General features: G+C 47.5%; 19 protein-coding genes. 4 read left to right on the top strand and 15 right to left on the bottom strand.

Translation table 11 applies throughout. The annotated features are described in order from the left end of the window. Nucleotides 1-9: 9 nt before the first annotated feature. Nucleotides 10-1053: an AI-2E family transporter gene (locus tag AC1XTG_RS01765; RefSeq protein ID WP_484840768.1), complete on the top strand. Its 1044-nt coding sequence runs from the start codon at nucleotides 10-12 to the stop codon at nucleotides 1051-1053. Between the two features lie 27 nt (nucleotides 1054-1080). Here the strand turns inward: AC1XTG_RS01765 and AC1XTG_RS01760 are convergent, their stop codons facing one another. Continuing rightward, nucleotides 1081-1683, bottom strand: a complete 603-nt coding sequence (locus AC1XTG_RS01760) for a hypothetical protein (protein ID WP_484840767.1) — start codon at nucleotides 1681-1683, stop codon at nucleotides 1081-1083. 182 nt (nucleotides 1684-1865) lie between these two features. Here AC1XTG_RS01760 and AC1XTG_RS01755 point away from each other — a divergent pair, with 182 nt between their 5' ends. Then, a complete protein-coding gene (locus AC1XTG_RS01755; RefSeq protein WP_484840766.1) occupies nucleotides 1866-2654 on the top strand; it encodes a mechanosensitive ion channel family protein in 789 nt (262 codons plus the stop codon). 51 nt (nucleotides 2655-2705) lie between these two features. Here AC1XTG_RS01755 and AC1XTG_RS01750 read toward each other — a convergent pair whose 3' ends face one another. The 6 genes from AC1XTG_RS01750 to AC1XTG_RS01725 all read right to left on the bottom strand — a co-directional run bounded on the left by AC1XTG_RS01750 (nucleotide 2706) and on the right by AC1XTG_RS01725 (nucleotide 10285). Next, nucleotides 2706-4655 carry a M56 family metallopeptidase gene (locus AC1XTG_RS01750; protein WP_484840765.1) on the bottom strand — a complete coding sequence of 650 codons (1950 nt, stop codon included), beginning with the start codon at nucleotides 4653-4655 and terminating at the stop codon, nucleotides 2706-2708. Between the two features lie 20 nt (nucleotides 4656-4675). After that, a complete protein-coding gene (locus AC1XTG_RS01745; RefSeq protein ID WP_056287616.1) occupies nucleotides 4676-5035 on the bottom strand; it encodes a BlaI/MecI/CopY family transcriptional regulator in 360 nt (119 codons plus the stop codon). Nucleotides 5036-5144: 109 nt separating this feature from the next. After that, nucleotides 5145-5792 (bottom strand): response regulator, encoded by a 648-nt coding sequence (locus tag AC1XTG_RS01740; protein WP_484840764.1) that lies wholly within the window; start codon nucleotides 5790-5792, stop codon nucleotides 5145-5147. Nucleotides 5793-5989: 197 nt separating this feature from the next. Further along, nucleotides 5990-6706: an outer membrane lipoprotein-sorting protein gene (locus AC1XTG_RS01735; protein WP_056287621.1), complete on the bottom strand. Its 717-nt coding sequence runs from the start codon at nucleotides 6704-6706 to the stop codon at nucleotides 5990-5992. 52 nt (nucleotides 6707-6758) lie between these two features. Beyond that, nucleotides 6759-9317, bottom strand: a complete 2559-nt coding sequence (locus AC1XTG_RS01730) for a TonB-dependent receptor (RefSeq protein WP_484840763.1) — start codon at nucleotides 9315-9317, stop codon at nucleotides 6759-6761. Nucleotides 9318-9430: 113 nt separating this feature from the next. Further along, nucleotides 9431-10285 carry a polysaccharide deacetylase family protein gene (locus AC1XTG_RS01725; RefSeq protein ID WP_484840762.1) on the bottom strand — a complete coding sequence of 285 codons (855 nt, stop codon included), beginning with the start codon at nucleotides 10283-10285 and terminating at the stop codon, nucleotides 9431-9433. Nucleotides 10286-10485: 200 nt separating this feature from the next. On the opposite strand from AC1XTG_RS01725, the gene AC1XTG_RS01720 reads away from it, so the two are divergent. Continuing rightward, nucleotides 10486-11862: an enolase C-terminal domain-like protein gene (locus AC1XTG_RS01720; RefSeq protein WP_484840761.1), complete on the top strand. Its 1377-nt coding sequence runs from the start codon at nucleotides 10486-10488 to the stop codon at nucleotides 11860-11862. A gap of 10 nt (nucleotides 11863-11872) precedes the next feature. Here AC1XTG_RS01720 and AC1XTG_RS01715 read toward each other — a convergent pair whose 3' ends face one another. Together AC1XTG_RS01715 and AC1XTG_RS01710 are read right to left on the bottom strand one after the other, a co-directional pair. Then, complete coding sequence (locus tag AC1XTG_RS01715; RefSeq protein WP_056287630.1) at nucleotides 11873-12355, bottom strand: TlpA family protein disulfide reductase; 483 nt, start codon at nucleotides 12353-12355, stop codon at nucleotides 11873-11875. 49 nt (nucleotides 12356-12404) lie between these two features. After that, nucleotides 12405-13388 (bottom strand): DinB family protein, encoded by a 984-nt coding sequence (locus AC1XTG_RS01710; RefSeq protein ID WP_484840760.1) that lies wholly within the window; start codon nucleotides 13386-13388, stop codon nucleotides 12405-12407. A gap of 120 nt (nucleotides 13389-13508) precedes the next feature. On the opposite strand from AC1XTG_RS01710, the gene AC1XTG_RS01705 reads away from it, so the two are divergent. After that, nucleotides 13509-14492 (top strand): GlxA family transcriptional regulator, encoded by a 984-nt coding sequence (locus AC1XTG_RS01705; protein ID WP_484840759.1) that lies wholly within the window; start codon nucleotides 13509-13511, stop codon nucleotides 14490-14492. Nucleotides 14493-14530: 38 nt separating this feature from the next. On the opposite strand, the gene AC1XTG_RS01700 is transcribed toward AC1XTG_RS01705, so the two are convergent. The 6 genes from AC1XTG_RS01700 to AC1XTG_RS01675 form a co-directional block, all read right to left on the bottom strand. After that, the gene (locus AC1XTG_RS01700; RefSeq protein ID WP_484840758.1) at nucleotides 14531-14917 is read right to left on the bottom strand and encodes a DoxX family protein; all 387 of its coding nucleotides are present in this window, start codon (nucleotides 14915-14917) and stop codon (nucleotides 14531-14533) included. A 61-nt stretch (nucleotides 14918-14978) separates the two neighbouring features. Then, nucleotides 14979-15257: a hypothetical protein gene (locus AC1XTG_RS01695; RefSeq protein WP_484840757.1), complete on the bottom strand. Its 279-nt coding sequence runs from the start codon at nucleotides 15255-15257 to the stop codon at nucleotides 14979-14981. A gap of 15 nt (nucleotides 15258-15272) precedes the next feature. Continuing rightward, complete coding sequence (locus AC1XTG_RS01690; protein WP_484840756.1) at nucleotides 15273-15701, bottom strand: DUF1579 family protein; 429 nt, start codon at nucleotides 15699-15701, stop codon at nucleotides 15273-15275. A 135-nt stretch (nucleotides 15702-15836) separates the two neighbouring features. Next, the gene (locus AC1XTG_RS01685; RefSeq protein WP_484840755.1) at nucleotides 15837-16259 is read right to left on the bottom strand and encodes a secondary thiamine-phosphate synthase enzyme YjbQ; all 423 of its coding nucleotides are present in this window, start codon (nucleotides 16257-16259) and stop codon (nucleotides 15837-15839) included. Between the two features lie 97 nt (nucleotides 16260-16356). Further along, a complete protein-coding gene (locus tag AC1XTG_RS01680; RefSeq protein WP_056287641.1) occupies nucleotides 16357-16734 on the bottom strand; it encodes a VOC family protein in 378 nt (125 codons plus the stop codon). A 27-nt stretch (nucleotides 16735-16761) separates the two neighbouring features. Continuing rightward, a complete protein-coding gene (locus tag AC1XTG_RS01675; protein WP_484840754.1) occupies nucleotides 16762-18096 on the bottom strand; it encodes an MFS transporter in 1335 nt (444 codons plus the stop codon). Nucleotides 18097-18123: the final 27 nt, after the last annotated feature.

Genomic DNA, 18123 nt, shown 5'->3' with positions numbered 1-18123 from the left:
ATACCATAGATGGTTCCGGATTTTAACTTCAGGCTGAGGCAGGTTTTCTATTTGATCGTTGTAATTGCACTTGCCGTTATCATTTTCAAACAGTTATACATCTTCTTCCCCGGGTTTCTGGGTGCGCTTACCCTTTATATTCTTTGCCGGAAGTATTATTTCAATTTAACCATCAGGAGAAACTGGAATAAAAGTCTGACGGCATTGCTTTTCATGACTTTGTTCTTCGCCTGCATTGTCGCGCCGATTTACTTCTCGCTGCAAATGGTTTACACCAAAGTCGAGGCGATCATTAAAGATCCGACGCAGGTGAACCAGGCGGTGGAGGCAGTTTCAAAACAGCTCAAAGAATGGACCGGCCAGGACCTGCTTACCAAGGAAGCAACTACCAATGTACGTGAAAAGGCAGGCAGCATTATTCCGGGCGTCCTGAACAGCTCCGCAACCATGCTGGGCAATCTGCTGATGATCCTGTTCCTGGCCTTTTTTATGTTTACCAACGGCCACGCGCTGGAAAAGAATCTGCGCAAGTTTATCCCGCTCCACCGCGGGAATATCGACCTGCTTGCCGACGAAACGATCAGTATGGTGCGTGCCAATGCGATCGGCATTCCGCTGGTGTCCATCATACAGGGTATCGTGGCGGTGCTGGGTTACTGGATTTTCGGGGTAAAAGACTTTGTGTTACTGGGACTTGTCACCGGCATTTGTGCCTTTTTCCCGGTGGTGGGCACTGCATTGATCTGGTTGCCAATTGTCATTTTTATGTTTTCAAAAGGAGATAATGGAAAGGCGATAGGTCTGGGTATATATTGCATGGTTGCGGTGGGCAATATTGATTATCTTGCCCGGGTTACTTTTTTAAAGAAGATCGGAGACGTGCATCCGGTTACTACCATCCTCGGGTTAATTGTAGGCTTGCGCCTGTTTGGTTTCTGGGGATTTATCTTCGGTCCGCTCATGATCAGTATTCTGCTTCTTTTGATAAAAATTTATAAAACAGAATTCGGCGAACCTGCTGAAAAACACAAAGCCGGTCCAGTTGCAAACTAGGCCGGCTCTTGCTGGTTTCTTCACTATTTAAATTTCAGTATCGTTCTTCGAATCTATTTCATAATCCGCGATATCACTTTTGTTATCCGACCATTTGTATACCACTTTCTTAAATCTGAGATCGTATACAATGTCACGTATGTTTTTCATAAAGTCTTTCTGCGTTTTCTTTGGTTCAAACATTTCCCCGCTGAACGTCAGTACATCGTTTTTATCACCGGAAAGTGAAATGTCAATGTGCTCCTGGCCTAGTACTTCTTTCTTCGAATATACATACGCATTTCTCAATTCTGGAAATTCCTTGGTCTGGATTTTCACGATCTTCTGCTTCAATTCCTCCCGTTCCGCATTGATCGTTTTATCTTTTGCATCTTTCACTTCGTTATAAAGCGCCGTGTTGGATTTGTGCCAGGAAAGTCTTGTCGCAATATCCGTTTCATCTTCGCCTTTACTTAGTTTCTGGTCAATATCAATGATCTTGTTTCTGATAAACAAAGTCATGTTATCATTAGAGGCAACATCTACCGGTTTGGGTGTCAGGAAATGTATTCCCAGACCCACTACGGCTGCGATTAATAATGCAACAATAATGTATGTTCCAACCTTCCCTTTTTTTCTTTCGGGTTCCATAGCCTGATTTGTTAGTTTAAGTTACAGCCGCTGACGACCTGTTTTCGTCAATGCTTTTTACTACCTGAATCAAAAAATATGCCATTGGAATGAATGGAGCTTTGTAAAAGCCGCAATATGCCGCGCTGGAACGGATTTTTAGCTTCCCGCCGTATTCTGTTTTAAAGAACCCGCTACAAACAATGAAGCTTCAACAATTCTATAACCAGGCTTATGCCTGGATTTTGCGTACAGGCCCGTCTTTTCTGCTGGGGCTTGCAGTACTGATCATCGGTTTTTGGCTGATCAAAATACTATCCCGCTGGATGACCAACCATTTATACCGGCGCAATGTAGATCCTTCGCTTACGCCTTTTCTGCTGAGCCTCACCATCACTGCATTACGTGTGCTGCTGATCATTTCGGTAATGCAGATCATCGGTATACAGATGACCGTTTTCGCTGCCCTTATCGGGGCAATTGGTGTGGCGGCTGGTCTGGCGTTGTCGGGAACCCTGCAAAATTTTACGAGCGGTATCCTCATTTTACTGCTGAAACCCTTTAAAGTAGGGGATAACATCCTGGCGCAAGGGCAGGAAGGTACTGTAAAGGCGATCAAGATCTTTTATACGATCGTCAATACATTTGACAACAGGATGGTGGTAATCCCGAATAGCAAGCTGTCCAATGAAGTAATCATCAATATCAGCGGATCAGGCAGCAGGCGACTGGATGTGGAGCTTAAATTCAGCAATGCGATAGAGTTCACGGACGTCAGAAAAACGATTGACAATGTCCTGGATCGTGCTCAAAATGCCCTGAAAATTCCCGAAAGACGCATTGGAATTTCTTCAATCGAGCCGGACGGATACAAGGTAATGATCAGCGTGTGGCTGAATGCGGACGGCTTTGTAGATACCAAAATGGACATTCAGGAGCAGATTATGCAAGGTTTAAGAAGCTCTGGGTTGAAGCTGCCTGGGATGCCTTAATGATTATTTATGCCACGAATGCGCTGCTGCGGTGCATTCGTGGGCATTAATCTATCGTGCAACCGCCAAATCGGGCCTCTCAAAAACCTCCGCCTCAGGCCGCGTCTCAATCCACCAGACACGTTCCAGTTTGGGGTCGTAGTATTTGGCTAACTTCCCTTTGAACAGCGCAATTTTGCGGATATCCTCTTTGCGCGGCATCAGGTTGCTGCCAATTCCGTAAGTCTGACGAAAGCCATCCAGGAAGTAAGCTTCCTTTTCCAATTTGTCCAGATCAAAATCTTCAATGCGCTGCCATTCTACATTGTTCGCGAGCAGCGTAGCGGGTGGCGGAGTTTTGTACAAATCAAATGTCAGGTAGGCAATAGATTTGCAGAGCTCGTTCTTATCCCAGTCGCGGTGCTCTTTCGTGTCGTCCAGCATGTAAGGATAGCTTTGAAAAGCTTCATTGATCTCCTGGTAGGTGGCCGGCTTTCCATCGAGGTACAGCTTAATGCGGTCCTCATAGCCTACAAGCTTTTTCTCTCTATCGAAAAGGCCATTTTTAAACTTGGTAAGAACCTCAGTGGGGTAAGCAACCTTCTCCCTGAACTCGGCTTTCAGCTTATGTTCTGCCAAAACCGGGGGAAGACTGTTCAGCAGATATTCTTTGATGTCGTCTCTGCTGTTCTCACCATTGTATTGCTCAAAAAACGGGTTTTTGTTGACGGAATAGAAATCCGGTGTTTGCGACTCAGAGTTCTGAAACACAACTTGAAAGTATCCCATATAGGAATCGTCGTATACAGGAAATTCTGTTAGACTAAACGGACTGAACTGGCCGCCTTTATAAGCTATCGTATAGCTGTTCGGCATAAACTTCTTTGGGTTAAAACCTGCATTTGAGTTTTTGGCTGGCAGCAATGCATAGAAGTACCCCTGCGCGTCAGTCTTGACTGATTTGATGTGCTTTCCATATCTGCTAATCTCAATTGGCATGTTCGCAAGTGGCTTGCCGGTTCGCGCTTCCAGGATTAGTCCGGCCGTGTGGATCTCCTCTGACGAAAACCGTGGATGCGTTAGTTTTCCCTGACCATCCCGCCAGAACATCTGAAAAGGATCCCCTTCGTTCCGTGCCTTACCCGGACCGAAAAAGATGAGTAAACCCACCAGCAGCGGAACAGCAAACAGGAAGCTGATCAAAAGAAAGCGTGATGACCGTTCCTTGTTCATCATCACAATCCGCTGCTTTAACGACGAAATGTTGAATGCATTGGAAATCCGGAAATCCGGCCCACCCGCACATTTGAGCAGCAGGTACTGGTATTGTTTGATATCAACATCATTTTCGAGGACACACTGGTCGGCAATGTATTCCAGGTTCAGGCGGATTTCGTGTCGTATCAGCCAGGCAAATGGATTGTACCAGTTGAGAATGCAAAGAATCTCGCCCCAGATCACATCCTGCGTATGCCGCTGCCGGACGTGAATATACTCGTGCAGAATTATCTCTTTCAGCTCCTCCCCGCTGTGCATGGCGGGATTGTAGAAAATAGCATTGCCAAATGAAAACGGGCTTATATTTTTCTCTATGTGGTAAATACGTACATCATCATCCGAAACCAGCTGTGCCTGCCGTAATATCCTCACATAAGCAACAATGTGCAGCACGAGGCGCCCCAGCATGAAGACCATACCTACCACGAGCAACCTGACCAGCCACGCTTCCAGGTCAATGTCTGCTGCAGTTGCAGGCTCCACTGCTCCTGCGACAACCGGCGTGGGCTGGGTAGAGATCGCCGGGATTTGCCGCAGAATAGTCGCATTACCGATTGCCGGAATGTGCTTAACCGTATTTTCAATGCTGATAAATGGTACAAGGAAGCAAAGCAGGGAATAATACCGGAGGTAAATGCGGTTGAGGTTGTAAAAGGTAAGCCGGCGTAAAAACAGGTAATGGAAAATGGCCACCACAGCCAGGCTGGCTGAAAGTTTGATGAGATATTCGAATAAAGGCGACATGGCAGAAAAGGTTTAAACTGCTATTTCTTGTTTTCGATCAATCCGATGATCTCTTTGAGGTCGTCCGCCGAGATCTTGTTTTTTTGTACAAAAAAGCTGACAAGCTCTTTATAGGAGTTTTCAAAATAGTCTTTGACTACATTTCCCATAAACCTCTGTTTATACGCTTCTTCCGTAATCACCGGCGCGTACAAGTTTACATTACCAACCAGTCTGCTGGCGACAAAGCCTTTCTTTTCCAGGTTTTTGATGGTAGAAGCGAGAGTAGTATAGGGCGGCAGCGGAGCCGCCATTTCAGACATAAATGACTTCACACTTCCTTCGCCTGCTTTCCAGACTGCCTGCATGGCATCCTCTTCCTGTTGCGTTAATCTCTCCATTGTTACGACGTTTTCGTAAATCTACGAGATTTTCGTAGATGTGAGCAAGTGTATGAAATATTTTTTAGATAAAAATGAAAAATCAGGGAAACGGGATGGCCAGTGAATGCTAGTAGCCGGCGTGCTGGGCTTTGTAAAACTGCACTTTTTTGAACATCTCGATCAGGGTAGTTACATTCAGCTTCTCGAAGATCCGCGCTTTATAAGTGCTGACGGAGCTCTCGGTTAGGTTCAGCTGGATCGCAATTTCTTTGGTCCAGAAGCCGTCTATGAGCATATCCATTACTTCAAGCTCGCGCTGGGAGAGTTGTTCAAGCGGGTTCTCGGAACTCGTTTTGCTTTCCAGCGTATTGCGAAGCAGCTGCTGCTGTACCGCCATACTTAGGTAGTTCCCGTTTTCAAACATGGAGGTAACCGCCTTTCTGATCTCGTTCTGGGACGAACTTTTCGAGAGAAAACCATTCGCACCGGCCTTGATGTAATGCAGTGCATAAATCTGTTCTTCCAGGCTGGAAAAAACCAGGATCAGCACTTTCGGCTGGATCTCGCGGATCCTCGGCACCATATTGAAACCTTCTCCGTCAGGGATACTGATGTCCAGCAATATGAGGTCAAGCGGATGTGCGCCAACCTGTATCAGGGTTTCGCCAAATGAAGCTGCTTCATGCACTGTAACCGGATTTAAAAGATCCTGTATCAGGAACTTGGTAGCCAGTCTTACTATTGCGTGATCTTCAACAAGTAAAATCTGCTTCATCTGTACGAACGGACAAGTCTATGCTTTCAGGGCTGTCTAATGTAAATGCTTATGGAAGGAGGGAGGAGTGCGTAGTATTTCTTCAATACTTACGTAATAACTTCTTTATTACTTTCTGCAATTATACAACTAATTATGGTTCACGCATAAAAAAAGCGTTGCCTCGGCAACGCTTTTTTTAATGAATCTGAAAACAGCTATTTGACCGGTTTTTTAAAGATTGCTTCGTCAACAGGAGTGTTCACGGCTATTTTGTTCGTTATGAACGACATCGTTCCCATCTGCGGGTTTGAAATGTCCATTGTGTTCGGAAACTTCACGCCTTGTACCTCTTTGTAGTCGGAAAAGTCAATTTCACCTTCCTGTCCATTCATGGTCGCCTTCACTTTGGTGATCAGGTACGTGTTTGCATCCACGTACTCGTCCACAACCTGTCCCTCCGGGGTAGTCAGTTTCAGGTGGAATACATCTTTTTTGTCCACCTGCTCTTTGCCTACCAGCTCAACTTTGTTGCCCTTTTCCTTATATCCTACCAGCCCGCCAAAAGGATCGAGCGAGCTCATTTGCTGTTTCAGCTGGTCTGCCGGCATATCTTCAGGTTCGCCGGTTCCGCCCATCATCGTCGGCCTGATCATCCAGCCTTTTGAATCCGCAACAACCTGTACCATCGAATTGCCCATTACAGTTGATTCGTTTCTCACCGCCTTGCCGACAACCAGCGTCGTTTTGTTCGGGATTTCCATTCCCTGAACTGCCAGGGAGCGGTCTGTCACCAATGTATTAACTGCCTTGATTTTATCCATTCCACCCAGTGCGGCCACGTGCTTGTCCACGATCTCGTCGACAGTCTGCGCAAAAGAGCCTGCCGAAATCAAAGTCGCTGCAACAGCCAGGAAAAGTTTGTTCGTTTTCATATTTAAAGTTTTATTGGTTTTGATTGAAGTTACAGAATGAACGGGCAAATGCTTATTTCGGAGTGCCGCCGCCAGCAGGAGCACCGCCGCCCCCGCCTTGTGCGCCGTCGCTTTTCACGTCATCGTTATTGACAGACTTCGCTTTGCGTTTTGGAGCATCCATAGTCATTTTACCAATTTTATAAGTGAAAGTAAGGCGGATCCCGCGGTTATAAAGATAAACATCATTCACCTGATTGAACTGAATCGAGTTCAGCTCTGTATGAATTTTATAGCGTTTGCTCAGGAAGTTTTCAGCAGCTATACCCACGCTTCCTTTCTTGTTTCCAAATTCCTTTTTCACACCCAGCGTATAGAAGCCGAAGCCACCCTGCATACCTTGCAGCTGCACCTGGTTACCCTGCATAAACCCAAATGCCTGCGCACCCCAGCCATTTTTGAAAGTAGCCTGTGAAAAAATCCCGCCGCTTACATTGAAGCCGGTGTTGGTCAGCTCCTGGGATTTCCCATTCTGCCCAATCGTTTGTCCGGTCAGTTTGGTGTAAAAAACATTGGCAAATACACCGAAGTTGATTTTAGAAGTGGCTGCCACGTTCGCGAAAATGTTGGTACCGTATGCATGCTGCTTTCCGATGTTCTGGTAAGTAGTCACAATGGCGCCTGCGAGAGTATCGGAAGGCTGGCGTACCTGCGAGATCGCATTGTTGGTGATCCGGCCGAAGAATGTGGCATTTACAAATGTTTTCTTGATGTTTTTGGAAAGACCTAACTCAAAGTTGTTCGTCAGCTCGGGACGCAGCTCAGGGTTACCGATCGTGATATTTTGCGGGTTGGCAGAGTTGAAGTTCGGGTTCAGCTGCTGCAAGCCCGGGCGCTGTATCCTTCTGTTATAAGCCAGCTTCACCGTAGTTCCCTTGATGGTTTTAGATGCATTAAAGCTTGGTACCAGCACGCCGTAGTTACCCACGCCCACAGAACCTTCGTTGGTACTCGCATCAATAAATGTATGCTCATAACGCACGCCTCCCTTAAATGTATAGCGCGATTTGGTGGTATAAGTATAGGATGTATAACCCGCCGCAATGTTCTGGTGGTAAAGCAGCTCGCCTGAGGGCTGGTCTGTTTCCGGGCGGAAATCGCCGGTTGCTTCTGCGATCAGGAAGTTGTAATTACTGTTGACCTGACGGAAAATACCTTTTCCACCAAATTCCAGGAGCTGGTTCTTTTTAATAGGCGTCTGGTAATCCGATTGAAATGTAAATTCCTGGTTGAGGTTTTTGTTCAGGTTACGCTGACGGGAAGTCAGCTCGTTGTTTCCATTCAGGATATTTGCGTCAAAATCATTGGTCAGGTCATTCCGGCTGTACAAGGTCGAAATGCTCCATTCCTGCTGCGGCTTGAAAGTATGCAGGTAATCCACGTTGACATCCACAGTACCCGAGAGGTTCCTCGCATCCACGTCGCGGGTCGAATTGAAATCCGTTTCGCCATTCCTGGTAATGCGCGTCATCAGGTCCTGCTGGTTGCTCAAATTACGCACGCCGTATTTCACACCAGCCGTAAGGCTCTGGTTTTTGGCAATATCATAGTCGAAGCCCAGGTTGTAGTTCCCGAACAAGCCCCGGCTGCTACCATCGCCGGTCTGGCGCGTCACTGAGGTTACATTCTCAACCACGCTGGTTTGTTCCAGGGTAGTTTTGGTAACTGTATTGTACATCCCGCGACCGAAACCGCCGATCGTGAAACCTGCTTTTCCCTTGCGGTAACCTCCGTTCAGCGACAGCATCGAACCTCTGTTACCTACACCCGCATCCACATTCAGGTTTAATCCCTGCAAGCTGTTCTTTTTGGTAATAATATTGATAATACCACCCGAACCTTCCGCATCGTATTTGGCAGACGGACTGGTTATCACTTCCACGCTCTTGATCTGGTCGGCAGGAATTTGTTTTAATGCGTCTGCCACGCTGTTGGCAATAATGGTACTCGGTTTGTTGTTGATCAGCACGCGAATGTTCTGGCTGCCGCGAAGGGACACATTTCCGTCGAGGTCAACAGTGAGCAGAGGTACCTTGCGCAAAATGTCTGTTGCGTCGCCGCCTTTTGCAGTAATGTCTTTTTCTGCATTGTAAACAAGCCTGTCAACCTTTTCTTCGATCAATGCAGCCTGGCCTGTTACGGTTACCTCGTTCAGGGTTTTGGTATTCGAGCTCATTTTGATGGTACCCAAATCCAGTTCCTGGCCTTTTCCAAGTTTGATATTGTCAATGGTCTTGTCCCCGTAACCGATAAATGAAAGCAGGACTTTGTAGTCGCCCTCGACAATTTTGGTCAGTGCGAACTTACCTTTTTCGTCAGCTACGGTCCCGTCGATAGCCTGCCCGCTTTTCTTATTGTAGAGGGCAATGCTTACGAATTCGATTCCTTGTGATGATGTTGAATCAATTACAGATCCGCTGATCCGTGCGGATCCTTTCAGAGCCTGGTCACCGGCAGTACCCGGAAGCGCTTTGGGCTGTGTACTTCCGCCTATCGGGAATTGGGCAAATGCAGGAGTTTGAAGTGAAGCCAGAATGATGGTAATAGCGAGCAGAAGTTTCGACATTTTCATGGTTTTGTTATTAACAGCATAAAAATGCGACAGAAACTTACCGCCGGAAAATAAAATATGACGAAAGCCGAAATATACGGGATAAATGCAGCGTTGCCGCCGATGGGTGATACTTACGGATTCAACAGGTCTTTATAGGCAATCAGACGAATGCCTTTTTCCTTAACAGCTGTTTTTACCTTCTCACTCGTAAAAAGATCGGTTACGCCCTGTCTGTCAGCGGCCACATCTTCGTACCCGATGTGACTGATCGCCTGCAACTCGGCATCGTCCAGCCCGGGATGGTCAACAAACAGGTAAGTTTTACCTGCTTCCAGTTTCCCGAGCATTTTGATGAAGCTTTGGATCTTTTCCGCCGAAGTCTTTTTCGGACCTTCATAAGTGGCATAACTGAGGTTGGCAGGTTCTGCATCGACCGGGATTTTGTATTCTTTGGCGAGGCGCTTTGTCAGCTCCCGTACCTCCGGACTGAGTCCGGTACATCCCATATGTGAAGATATGTGGCTGATATTTGGCAGCTTGCGCAGGGCTGTTTCAATCTGCGCGCGCATTTCCTTTTCAATGTCGGCCAGTTTCCAGTTGTTTTCCAGTATAGATCGTTTAGGGTAGTTCTTGTTTGCTCTTACCATCGGGAAAAAGTAACCGTCTTCGTCCCGGATGCTCGGACAGTCGGACAGGGGGCGCCATTTTACATTGTCCCACTCGCTGGTGAGCGCAATGTGGATGCCAACATCGATACCCGGATTTGCCTGCAACATTTTCACTGCCTCGGGAAACCAGGGAGAGGGTACGATCACTTCAATGGAGGTTTGGATACCTTCTCGGGAGCATTTCAGCAGAGCAACATTCCCCGAATGCGAATATCCCATATCATCACCGCGCACGATGAGCCGCGGTGCATTGCTATGCTGCGCAATGCCCGAAATGGAAACGAGTAAAAGCAGGATTGTGTAAAATGTATTTTTCATATCCGGAATAGTCGAAGCGTTTTTTCTAATCAAAGCCTTACGGTTGCATGATCTAACCTAAAAGCGGTTGTGTCAGTTTTCTGCCGAAATTGTCCGCATCGTTCTGGCTTGCGGTAAGGGTAGAAATAGGAGAGAGGCAGTCTTAGTACGGGCAGATATCACGATCTGTACAGCACTGAACCCAGCTAAACCTGCACAAGATGAACCGACGGGAGTTTACCAAATCTGCGATTACGCTGGCCGCCGCCGGGGTAACTGTACCGACTTTACATACTAAACCTGCAACCATGAAAAAGATCAAGATCAGCAAGGTAAGTTCAAATTTTGAACGTGAGCCGCTTAATCCTTACCGGTTTAAAGGCAGCGCAATTACCGACAGCTGGCAGGCTGTGGCCATGCTGGAATCGGAGTCGGGGATAAGGAAAGTGGGACTGGGTACACAGGGTGTGCTCTGGTCGGACTCGAAAGTCTTTGCCGCCCATTCCGAAAGTGCAGGCAATGCATTGATGTACGCGATGAGCGAGCACGCGCTGCAAATGCTGAAAGGTACCTCATTCACAAACCCGGTTACATTGCTCGACGACCTGTTGCCGGAAGTTTTGGCTTACGGAAAAAAAATCACAGGCAACCCGGACCTGAGAAAAACATTCGCATTGAATGCGCTCGTTTGCGTAGATAATGCCGCGTGGCTGCTGTATGCCCAGGAAAACGGCTTGAAGCAATTTGACGAACTGGTGCCCGAAGCTTACAAACCCGGACTTTCGTACCGGCACGAAAAAGTGGCAAGTATCCCTTCTTTCAGTGTGGGTACCACTGCGGAGCGGATCAGGCAGGCGGCCGACGAAGGCTATTTTATTATGAAATTGAAAACCGGCGCGCCGGGTACCCAGCAGGAGATGATCGAAAAAGATATCGCATTTTTAACCGCGGTGCACAAGGCGATAGGCCATTTTGAAACACCTTATACAAAAGACGGAAAGATCCCGTACTATTTTGACGCAAATGGGCGGTACGAGAAAAAGGAAACCTTGCTGCGGTTCCTTGATCATGCCAAAAAGATAGGCGCATTCGACCAGATAGCGGTGATTGAAGAACCTTTTGAAGAGGCGAATGAAGCATTTGTGGGCGACCTGGGCGTGAGAGTAGCAGCCGATGAAAGTGCACACACTGTGGAAGATGCCGCGCGGCGGATCGAGCTGGGCTACTCTGCGATAGCGGTGAAAGCGATCGCTAAGACGCTGAGTATGACCATGAAAATTACCCAGCTCGCATACGAAAAAAAGGTACCCTGCTTTTGCGCCGACCTCACTGTGAGTCCGATCCTGGTGGACTGGAACAAGAATGTGGCTGCCAGGCTGCAACCTTTTCCGGGCATGTCGGTGGGTTTACAGGAAACGAACGGACATCAGTATTACAAAAACTGGGAGCGGCTGATGAGCTACCATCCGAAAGCCGAAAGCACGTGGACGCGGACTAAAAAGGGAGTTTATCTTACTGACGCATCGTTTTATGCGGAGAGCGGCGGTATACTTGCGCCCTCCGCACATTACGACGGCCTTTTTGAAACAATTGGCTGAGCCGGTTTTACTACTTGACCAGCTTTAACGTTTTGAAAATTTCGGCATGCGGCTGCTCGCCTTCGTAGGTTTTCACGAGGTTACCCGCTTTGTCGTAGATCGCGATATAAGGGAAAGAGCGGATCCCGTAATAGCGCTGCACGAGGTAAGATGTGCCCTCCGTACCTACTTTGAAGTTAGGATAGCTGGCAAGACGGTGCTGCGTCACGAAAGGTTTCAGCATGTCCATTGACTGGAATGTGATCATAATCACCTGCTTGTCAGCTACGACCGGGTAATTTTTGATCAGGTCTTTGGTGAAATCCTGGCAATGCTCGCAATCCGGCGAAAAGTAGATCAGCACTGCCGGTCCTTTTGCCAGCTGTGCGGATGAGTACTGTTGACCGCTGGTCAGCCGCATTTGAAAAGGCGCGATTTTATTGGGTACCGATTGTGCAAATGCAGCTGAAACGGCTGCGAACATTAAAAAGCTAAGCGTTAATTTCTGGATCATTTCCTGGATTCTTTTGTAAGAATCTGCAAGATATTAATCTTTTGATCTTCTAGCCCGCAACTTTTTCGGTTACTTTTTCAAGAATGTTGCGTAGCTGATGCGCATGTCTGCGGGAATGGCACACTACAAAATAGATCCATTCGTAACGTGTCAATTCACCAACTTGCGGGAATGGAAACTCAGCGCAGGAAAGTGTCAGATCCTGCGAGCGGGCAATTTCCGCGATGGCCGCTCTTTCTGCCTTAAACTCTCCTATAATCGTATCCAGATCATAGGGCCCATTGTCTGGGATATTGAAGTCAGGCGCTTGCAGTCTGGTGCTGAAATCGAGAAAGATATCTTCTATTTGCGGCACTGTTTGTCCGACCGGGCGGGTTGTCGGTGCGGTTTTTCCCATCATCATTTTGGGCAGGCCCGTTTCAGATTTTAATAAATGGTCTGTTACCTGCCCGGCTGTCCAGCTTCCTTCAAAAGGAACAATATTCACCTGATCTTCGCTAAATGATGTAAGTGCCGACAGGTATTCAGCTGTTGCTTGTTCAAGTGTTTTGGCGAGCATTTCATTGTCAAGCAAGTCACTGTCGTCCATTGGTTTCTCGGCAAGCTCTTTGATTTTCTCCAATGCTTTTTTCCAGGCTTGCGTCAGATCGTCGAAATATACTTCGTCCATCTCACAGAAAACGCGCATTCGTACACTGTCACCTTCTCGGCTGAGGAGATATACTTCATCAAAATTCCGCATTTGCTTTGCGATGTCACTCTCATAATCCTCAACACCTTTTGTAACAATGCCGTTATAAACGATTCTGATCTCTTCAAAGGGGCGGCTCACATCAATGGTACCGGCTAGCCCGTTTCCTGATTCATCCATAAACAGTGCCTTGCTGCCTTCCTGCCAATCACTTTCAGCAATGTTTCCCATACCAAATACCACCAGCCAGTCACCATTGTATCTTTTATCCGTAATAACCTGCCAGATGCGGTAGTCAGGAGCCTGGATCAGTATCGATTCTTCAATCCGTTTTGTGTTCATAATAGATGTGTCTGTTAATGAGTTATATTGCAAACTTAGCCGGTAGGAGAGAGAAATAAAGGGGGCAAAGCCGTCAAGTTTAGGGTTGAACACGACATACTAATTTTCTATTTTTGATTCATGAAGCACATATCTGTTCTCGTTCCAAGAGGTGATGTTGCCCTCGGCACTATTGAAGGCCCCTTTAAGTTTTTCTCGTTTGTCAATGATTTTCTCGCTGCAATGGGAAGGCCGCCTGCATTCAAAATACAATTGGTGGGCATTACGCCGGAAGTGCAGCGCTACGCCAGCGTTTTTGCAGTAACGCCGGAGGAAACGATTGAAACACTTCACAAAACAGACCTGGTGATCATTCCGGCTGTTAACGGGGACAGGGATACTGTGATTGAGGCCAATAAAGCGTTCTTTCCGTGGATCTCGTCCCAGCACAAGAATGGGGCAGAGGTGGCGAGCTTGTGTGTAGGGGCATTTCTGCTCGCAGCAACCGGGCTACTCGCAGGACGCAATTGCACCACGCACTGGATGTCAGCGGCCGACTTCAAAAGGATGTTCCCCGATGTGAACCTGATGGACGACCGCGTGATCACGGACGAAAACCGCGTTTATACCAGCGGGGGCGCGAATTCATTCTGGAACCTGCTCGTGTACCTGATTGAAAAGTACATTGACCGCGAAATGGCGATTTATACAACCAAATTCTTCATGATAGAAATTGACAGGAACACACAGTCGCCCTTTATCATGTTCAGCGGACAAAAGGAGCACGAAGACGATGTGATCAGAAAAGCGCAGGATTATATAGAAAAACGTTTTCAGGACAAGATCACAGTGGATCAGCTTTCGGATATGTTTGCGATCGGCCGCCGCAGTTTTGAAAGGAGGTTCAAAAAAGCCACGTCCAACTCGGTAGTCGAGTACATTCAGCGCGTGAAGATCGAGGCAGCCAAGAAGAGCTTTGAAGTTACCCGAAAGAATGTAACGGAACTGATGTACGAGGTAGGCTATACGGATACAAAGGCTTTTCGCAGTACATTTAAAAAGATCACGGGATTATCGCCCATTGCATACCGGAACAAATACAACAAAAGCGCAATTACTGCCTGAGTAACTGCGCTCTGTGTCACTTGGTTTGTTGGTTAAAGCTAATGGGAATATCTAAGCGGTACCTCGCTGGTTTTTTTATGATAATAAAAGTAAGCGGCCGCGATCAGCAGCAGTCCCACGATCAGCCCGCCCCAGGTTTCGATTCCTTCACCGAATGCAATATGCGAGTAAAGCGCCCCGATCAGATCGTAGGCCAACCCGGCGTAAGCCCACTCTTTGATCCGCGGATAGCCTGGTACCAGCACTGCAATCACGCCCAGAATTTTGGCTAAACCCAGAAAGGGAACAATGTAGGCAGGGTAGCCGATGTGGGTAATATGGGCAACCGCCTCAGGCGCAGAAATCAGGTCAAAAATAGCGCCTACACCCATCAGCAGTGCAAGAAGGACATGGAGGATCCAGTAGATGATAGTCGTTTTCTTCATCGGGTCAAGTGTTTTAGTAAAGGTGATTTGATAATAAATTGCTTCGAAAGTGTGTTGATTTTCAGCTTTCGGATGTTTCAAAAGGTTGAAAACCCAGTTCCATCATGGACGGAAAGTAGTTCAGTTCATCGGTAAGCACTTCCGCTTCGTAGCCGAGGTCTTTTACCAGCTTCAGGATCCTTTCAGCGCAGATTATCCCGTCGCATTTGATCCTCAAAACCTTGTCGCAATCTTCCAGGTCGAACGAAGCGCGATGGTCGGGAAGAGTCCGCTCGATGGATGCAGTGATCAGGTTTGCCTGAGATTGCTTCGAAATGTTCGTCTTGAAAACTTCTACCATTGTAAAAAGCGTTAGTTATTGCATCTTTTCCAGTCTGATATCCATCAGGTACCGCCATGAACTGCCTACATACCGCTCCCAGGTACCAGATAATACCTGATCATTTTGCGTGAATGCACCATGGAACCGCATTTCCGGAGAACTGATCGTCCATTTGTCGCCGTCAAAGCTGCCCGACATACCACCGGACTCGCCAATGTCGTCGTAGAAATGCATCGGGTAAGTGCCTGAAAGCAGGTCATAGCCAATTATTTCAATGCTCTGCTTGCGTTCCCCGTCCATGATCACGTCCACTGTATGCAGGAGGAAAAAGCCTCCCGGAATCCATTCGTAAGTATCTGTTCCTTCAATGTTGTTGGTAGTCGCTTCTTTTCCGAGCTTTCCCGTTGTTTTCCATTTACCTGCCAGTCTGTTGAGCAGGTTTAGTTCCGGCGTTTTTTCCATGGCTTTTCTGAAACTGAATGCGGGAACCGGTCACTATTCTGATGAGCCATTTTCCCTAAGACAAACTAACAGCGAAATACCCTAAAAAAGAGATGTGATTTGCGACATTAAGAGGGGGTGATTGTGACAACCCCCTTAGTTGCCCCAGGCAGTAAGAATCAGGCTGCGGGGACCGCCGGCATCGCGGTGCTCACAGAGGTAAATTCCTTGCCAGGTACCAAAGGCAAAACGCCCGTTTTTCACAGGTATCATCACTGAACTGCCCAGCAAGGAAGCTTTCAAATGCGCCGGCATATCGTCGGAACCTTCATAGTCGTGCTCATAATCCGGATCGTTTTCAGGTACTGATTTATTGAAAAACATTTCGAAGTCTTTTCTGACTGTCGGATCGGCATTCTCATTGATCGTCAGTGAAGCCGAGGTATGCTGGATAAACACCTGGCACATTCCCGCATTGATCTGCGCAATTTCCGGAAAAGCATGAATGATCTCGTTGGTGATCAGGTGGAATCCCCGCCTTTTCTCTCGCAGGCGGATTTCTGTTTGAAACAATTTCATACTTTTCCGGAGTTGATGTTCGGTATAAAGTTACAAATTAGTCAACTCCGCATCATCGTGAAAGTACCCTCTTCACGCAAATGAATGCACTGTACCTTCACTCCTGAATTACGGAAATGATATTACCGGCAGGATCTGTAAACCACGCGATCGTGGGGCCGTTGTCTCTTGCAATGTGGTCTTCGCCGGTTTTAAGCCCGGGGAAATCATAGCTTTCAAATTGTACGCCCCGGCTTTTAAGATCGGCGACGGCATGATCAATGTCAGCCACAAGGAAATTGAGCGTCGTGTAAGTGGCAGGGGAGTGGTTTGGTTTTTCGTAGATCAGAAAATGGTTTCCGCCTGGTGCGGTTATGTCCAGTGTTCTCATCTCCGAAGTGGTGAGTTCGAGTCCGAGTACTTCGCCGTAAAATGCCTTTGCCTTTTCCAGGTTGTCAACTGAAAATCCATTGAATGCTTTTGATGGTGTGAACATAGTTGAAAATGGTTGATTGTGAACAGTTCAGGAACCGGGCAATGCAACAGGATCAGTGTCCATTTGCGGCTCAGGTTTTTTGTAGATTTTGGAAAGCGAATGGTAAGCGGAAGACTGCATAGCCAGCAAAGTCACGATCAGTCCTATGATGCCGGTGACGATAAAGAGAAGCGCCAGCCCGCGCGCCGTGCCAGTGCCAAACCACGGACCAATCAGGCGTGCACCAGCTCCGGTTGTCATAAAAGGAATGAAAATGAATTTGGCAATGGGCCCGATAAGGAATGCGGTAACAGGGGAGGCCGCCTGCTCGATGCTTTGTGCAAAGCCAAACACACGTCCCTGCCGCTCCTGGGGAATTACTTTTTGCAAAATCGTCTGCTCAGTCGCCTCTACGACCGGGATCAGGCACATGTAGGCGAACATGCCAATGCTCAGGAGCACAATGGAAGGCTGAATGGGGAAAATGAGCGTAATAACCCACATGAAAATATTGCAGAGAAACAGCGTCCGAAGCGGCTTTTTACCTAAACCAACTTTGGCAACCGCCAGTCCGCCCGCGATAAAACCCAGGCTGAGCACGCCCCACAATGTACCCCAGGTTTGCACCGACACAAGTGACAATCCGTACGCATCCATAAGCGACATGAATACCCCGCCCAGAAAGTTGTTGAAAGTATTGAAGAAAATCAGCCCGAAAAGTCCGGGTACCAGACCCACAATGCGGATGGTCCCTTTGATATCCACCTGCTGCGTATGTGGCTCTGCGTGTACAATGCCCGGTTCGTGGATATGAATGGTCAGTAAATGCAGGATCACCATTGTACTGAGACCAATCGCCAGCACAAGCATCCAGGTAATGCCCAGGAAACCGATAACAAGTCCGCTGAAAATGGATGCGATGAGGAAGGAAACGCCATTTGCGGTACCCACCATTCCATTTGCCTTGTCGCGCTCATCTTCGCTGATCAGGATCGTCACTACGGTTGACAATGCGATGGTGCGGATGTTTCCTGTGATGGCGCCGAATAGCGTGAGCGTAACAAATGCCCAAAGCTGCAAGCTATGATCGTTTTTGAAGGTTGACTCGGGTGTGTTGATGTAGATAAGTAATGCAACCACGTACAGGCCCAGCGTAACAATGCCGGACAGCATCATGGAGGTTTTCTTCTTGTAACGATCCACCAGCGAACCGAGGAAAAAGCCCGAAACTGCGACAGTACCCAGGTATACACCCGCCATCACCGACGTCGCCATCACCGACTTTGTTTCCAGGTAAACCCAGAATGTGACTGCAAACCAGACGAAGTTATTGGTCAGGGAAGCAGCCAGGGAATTTGCTAAAACAGCATAAAACGTTTTCATAATAGCAATTATGTTCGTTCCTAAGGC

The sequence above is a fragment of the Dyadobacter sp. HNCC25DJ183 genome (assembly GCF_056895175.1).
Note: the sequence above shows the minus strand (reverse complement) of the source record. Positions and strands in the feature narration are given on the sequence as shown.

Coding starts and splice junctions, on each gene's coding strand:
- AC1XTG_RS01705 (WP_484840759.1), top strand. CDS start 13,509: ATGAAGCACATATCTGTTCTCGTTCCAAGAGGTGATGTTGCCCTCGGC.
- AC1XTG_RS01690 (WP_484840756.1), bottom strand. CDS start 15,701: ATGGAAAAAACGCCGGAACTAAACCTGCTCAACAGACTGGCAGGTAAA.
- AC1XTG_RS01695 (WP_484840757.1), bottom strand. CDS start 15,257: ATGGTAGAAGTTTTCAAGACGAACATTTCGAAGCAATCTCAGGCAAAC.
- AC1XTG_RS01765 (WP_484840768.1), top strand. CDS start 10: ATGGTTCCGGATTTTAACTTCAGGCTGAGGCAGGTTTTCTATTTGATC.
- AC1XTG_RS01725 (WP_484840762.1), bottom strand. CDS start 10,285: ATGAAAAATACATTTTACACAATCCTGCTTTTACTCGTTTCCATTTCG.
- AC1XTG_RS01755 (WP_484840766.1), top strand. CDS start 1,866: ATGAAGCTTCAACAATTCTATAACCAGGCTTATGCCTGGATTTTGCGT.
- AC1XTG_RS01750 (WP_484840765.1), bottom strand. CDS start 4,655: ATGTCGCCTTTATTCGAATATCTCATCAAACTTTCAGCCAGCCTGGCT.
- AC1XTG_RS01760 (WP_484840767.1), bottom strand. CDS start 1,683: ATGGAACCCGAAAGAAAAAAAGGGAAGGTTGGAACATACATTATTGTT.
- AC1XTG_RS01675 (WP_484840754.1), bottom strand. CDS start 18,096: ATGAAAACGTTTTATGCTGTTTTAGCAAATTCCCTGGCTGCTTCCCTG.
- AC1XTG_RS01700 (WP_484840758.1), bottom strand. CDS start 14,917: ATGAAGAAAACGACTATCATCTACTGGATCCTCCATGTCCTTCTTGCA.
- AC1XTG_RS01730 (WP_484840763.1), bottom strand. CDS start 9,317: ATGAAAATGTCGAAACTTCTGCTCGCTATTACCATCATTCTGGCTTCA.
- AC1XTG_RS01715 (WP_056287630.1), bottom strand. CDS start 12,355: ATGATCCAGAAATTAACGCTTAGCTTTTTAATGTTCGCAGCCGTTTCA.
- AC1XTG_RS01685 (WP_484840755.1), bottom strand. CDS start 16,259: ATGAAATTGTTTCAAACAGAAATCCGCCTGCGAGAGAAAAGGCGGGGA.
- AC1XTG_RS01740 (WP_484840764.1), bottom strand. CDS start 5,792: ATGAAGCAGATTTTACTTGTTGAAGATCACGCAATAGTAAGACTGGCT.
- AC1XTG_RS01680 (WP_056287641.1), bottom strand. CDS start 16,734: ATGTTCACACCATCAAAAGCATTCAATGGATTTTCAGTTGACAACCTG.
- AC1XTG_RS01735 (WP_056287621.1), bottom strand. CDS start 6,706: ATGAAAACGAACAAACTTTTCCTGGCTGTTGCAGCGACTTTGATTTCG.
- AC1XTG_RS01720 (WP_484840761.1), top strand. CDS start 10,486: ATGAACCGACGGGAGTTTACCAAATCTGCGATTACGCTGGCCGCCGCC.
- AC1XTG_RS01745 (WP_056287616.1), bottom strand. CDS start 5,035: ATGGAGAGATTAACGCAACAGGAAGAGGATGCCATGCAGGCAGTCTGG.
- AC1XTG_RS01710 (WP_484840760.1), bottom strand. CDS start 13,388: ATGAACACAAAACGGATTGAAGAATCGATACTGATCCAGGCTCCTGAC.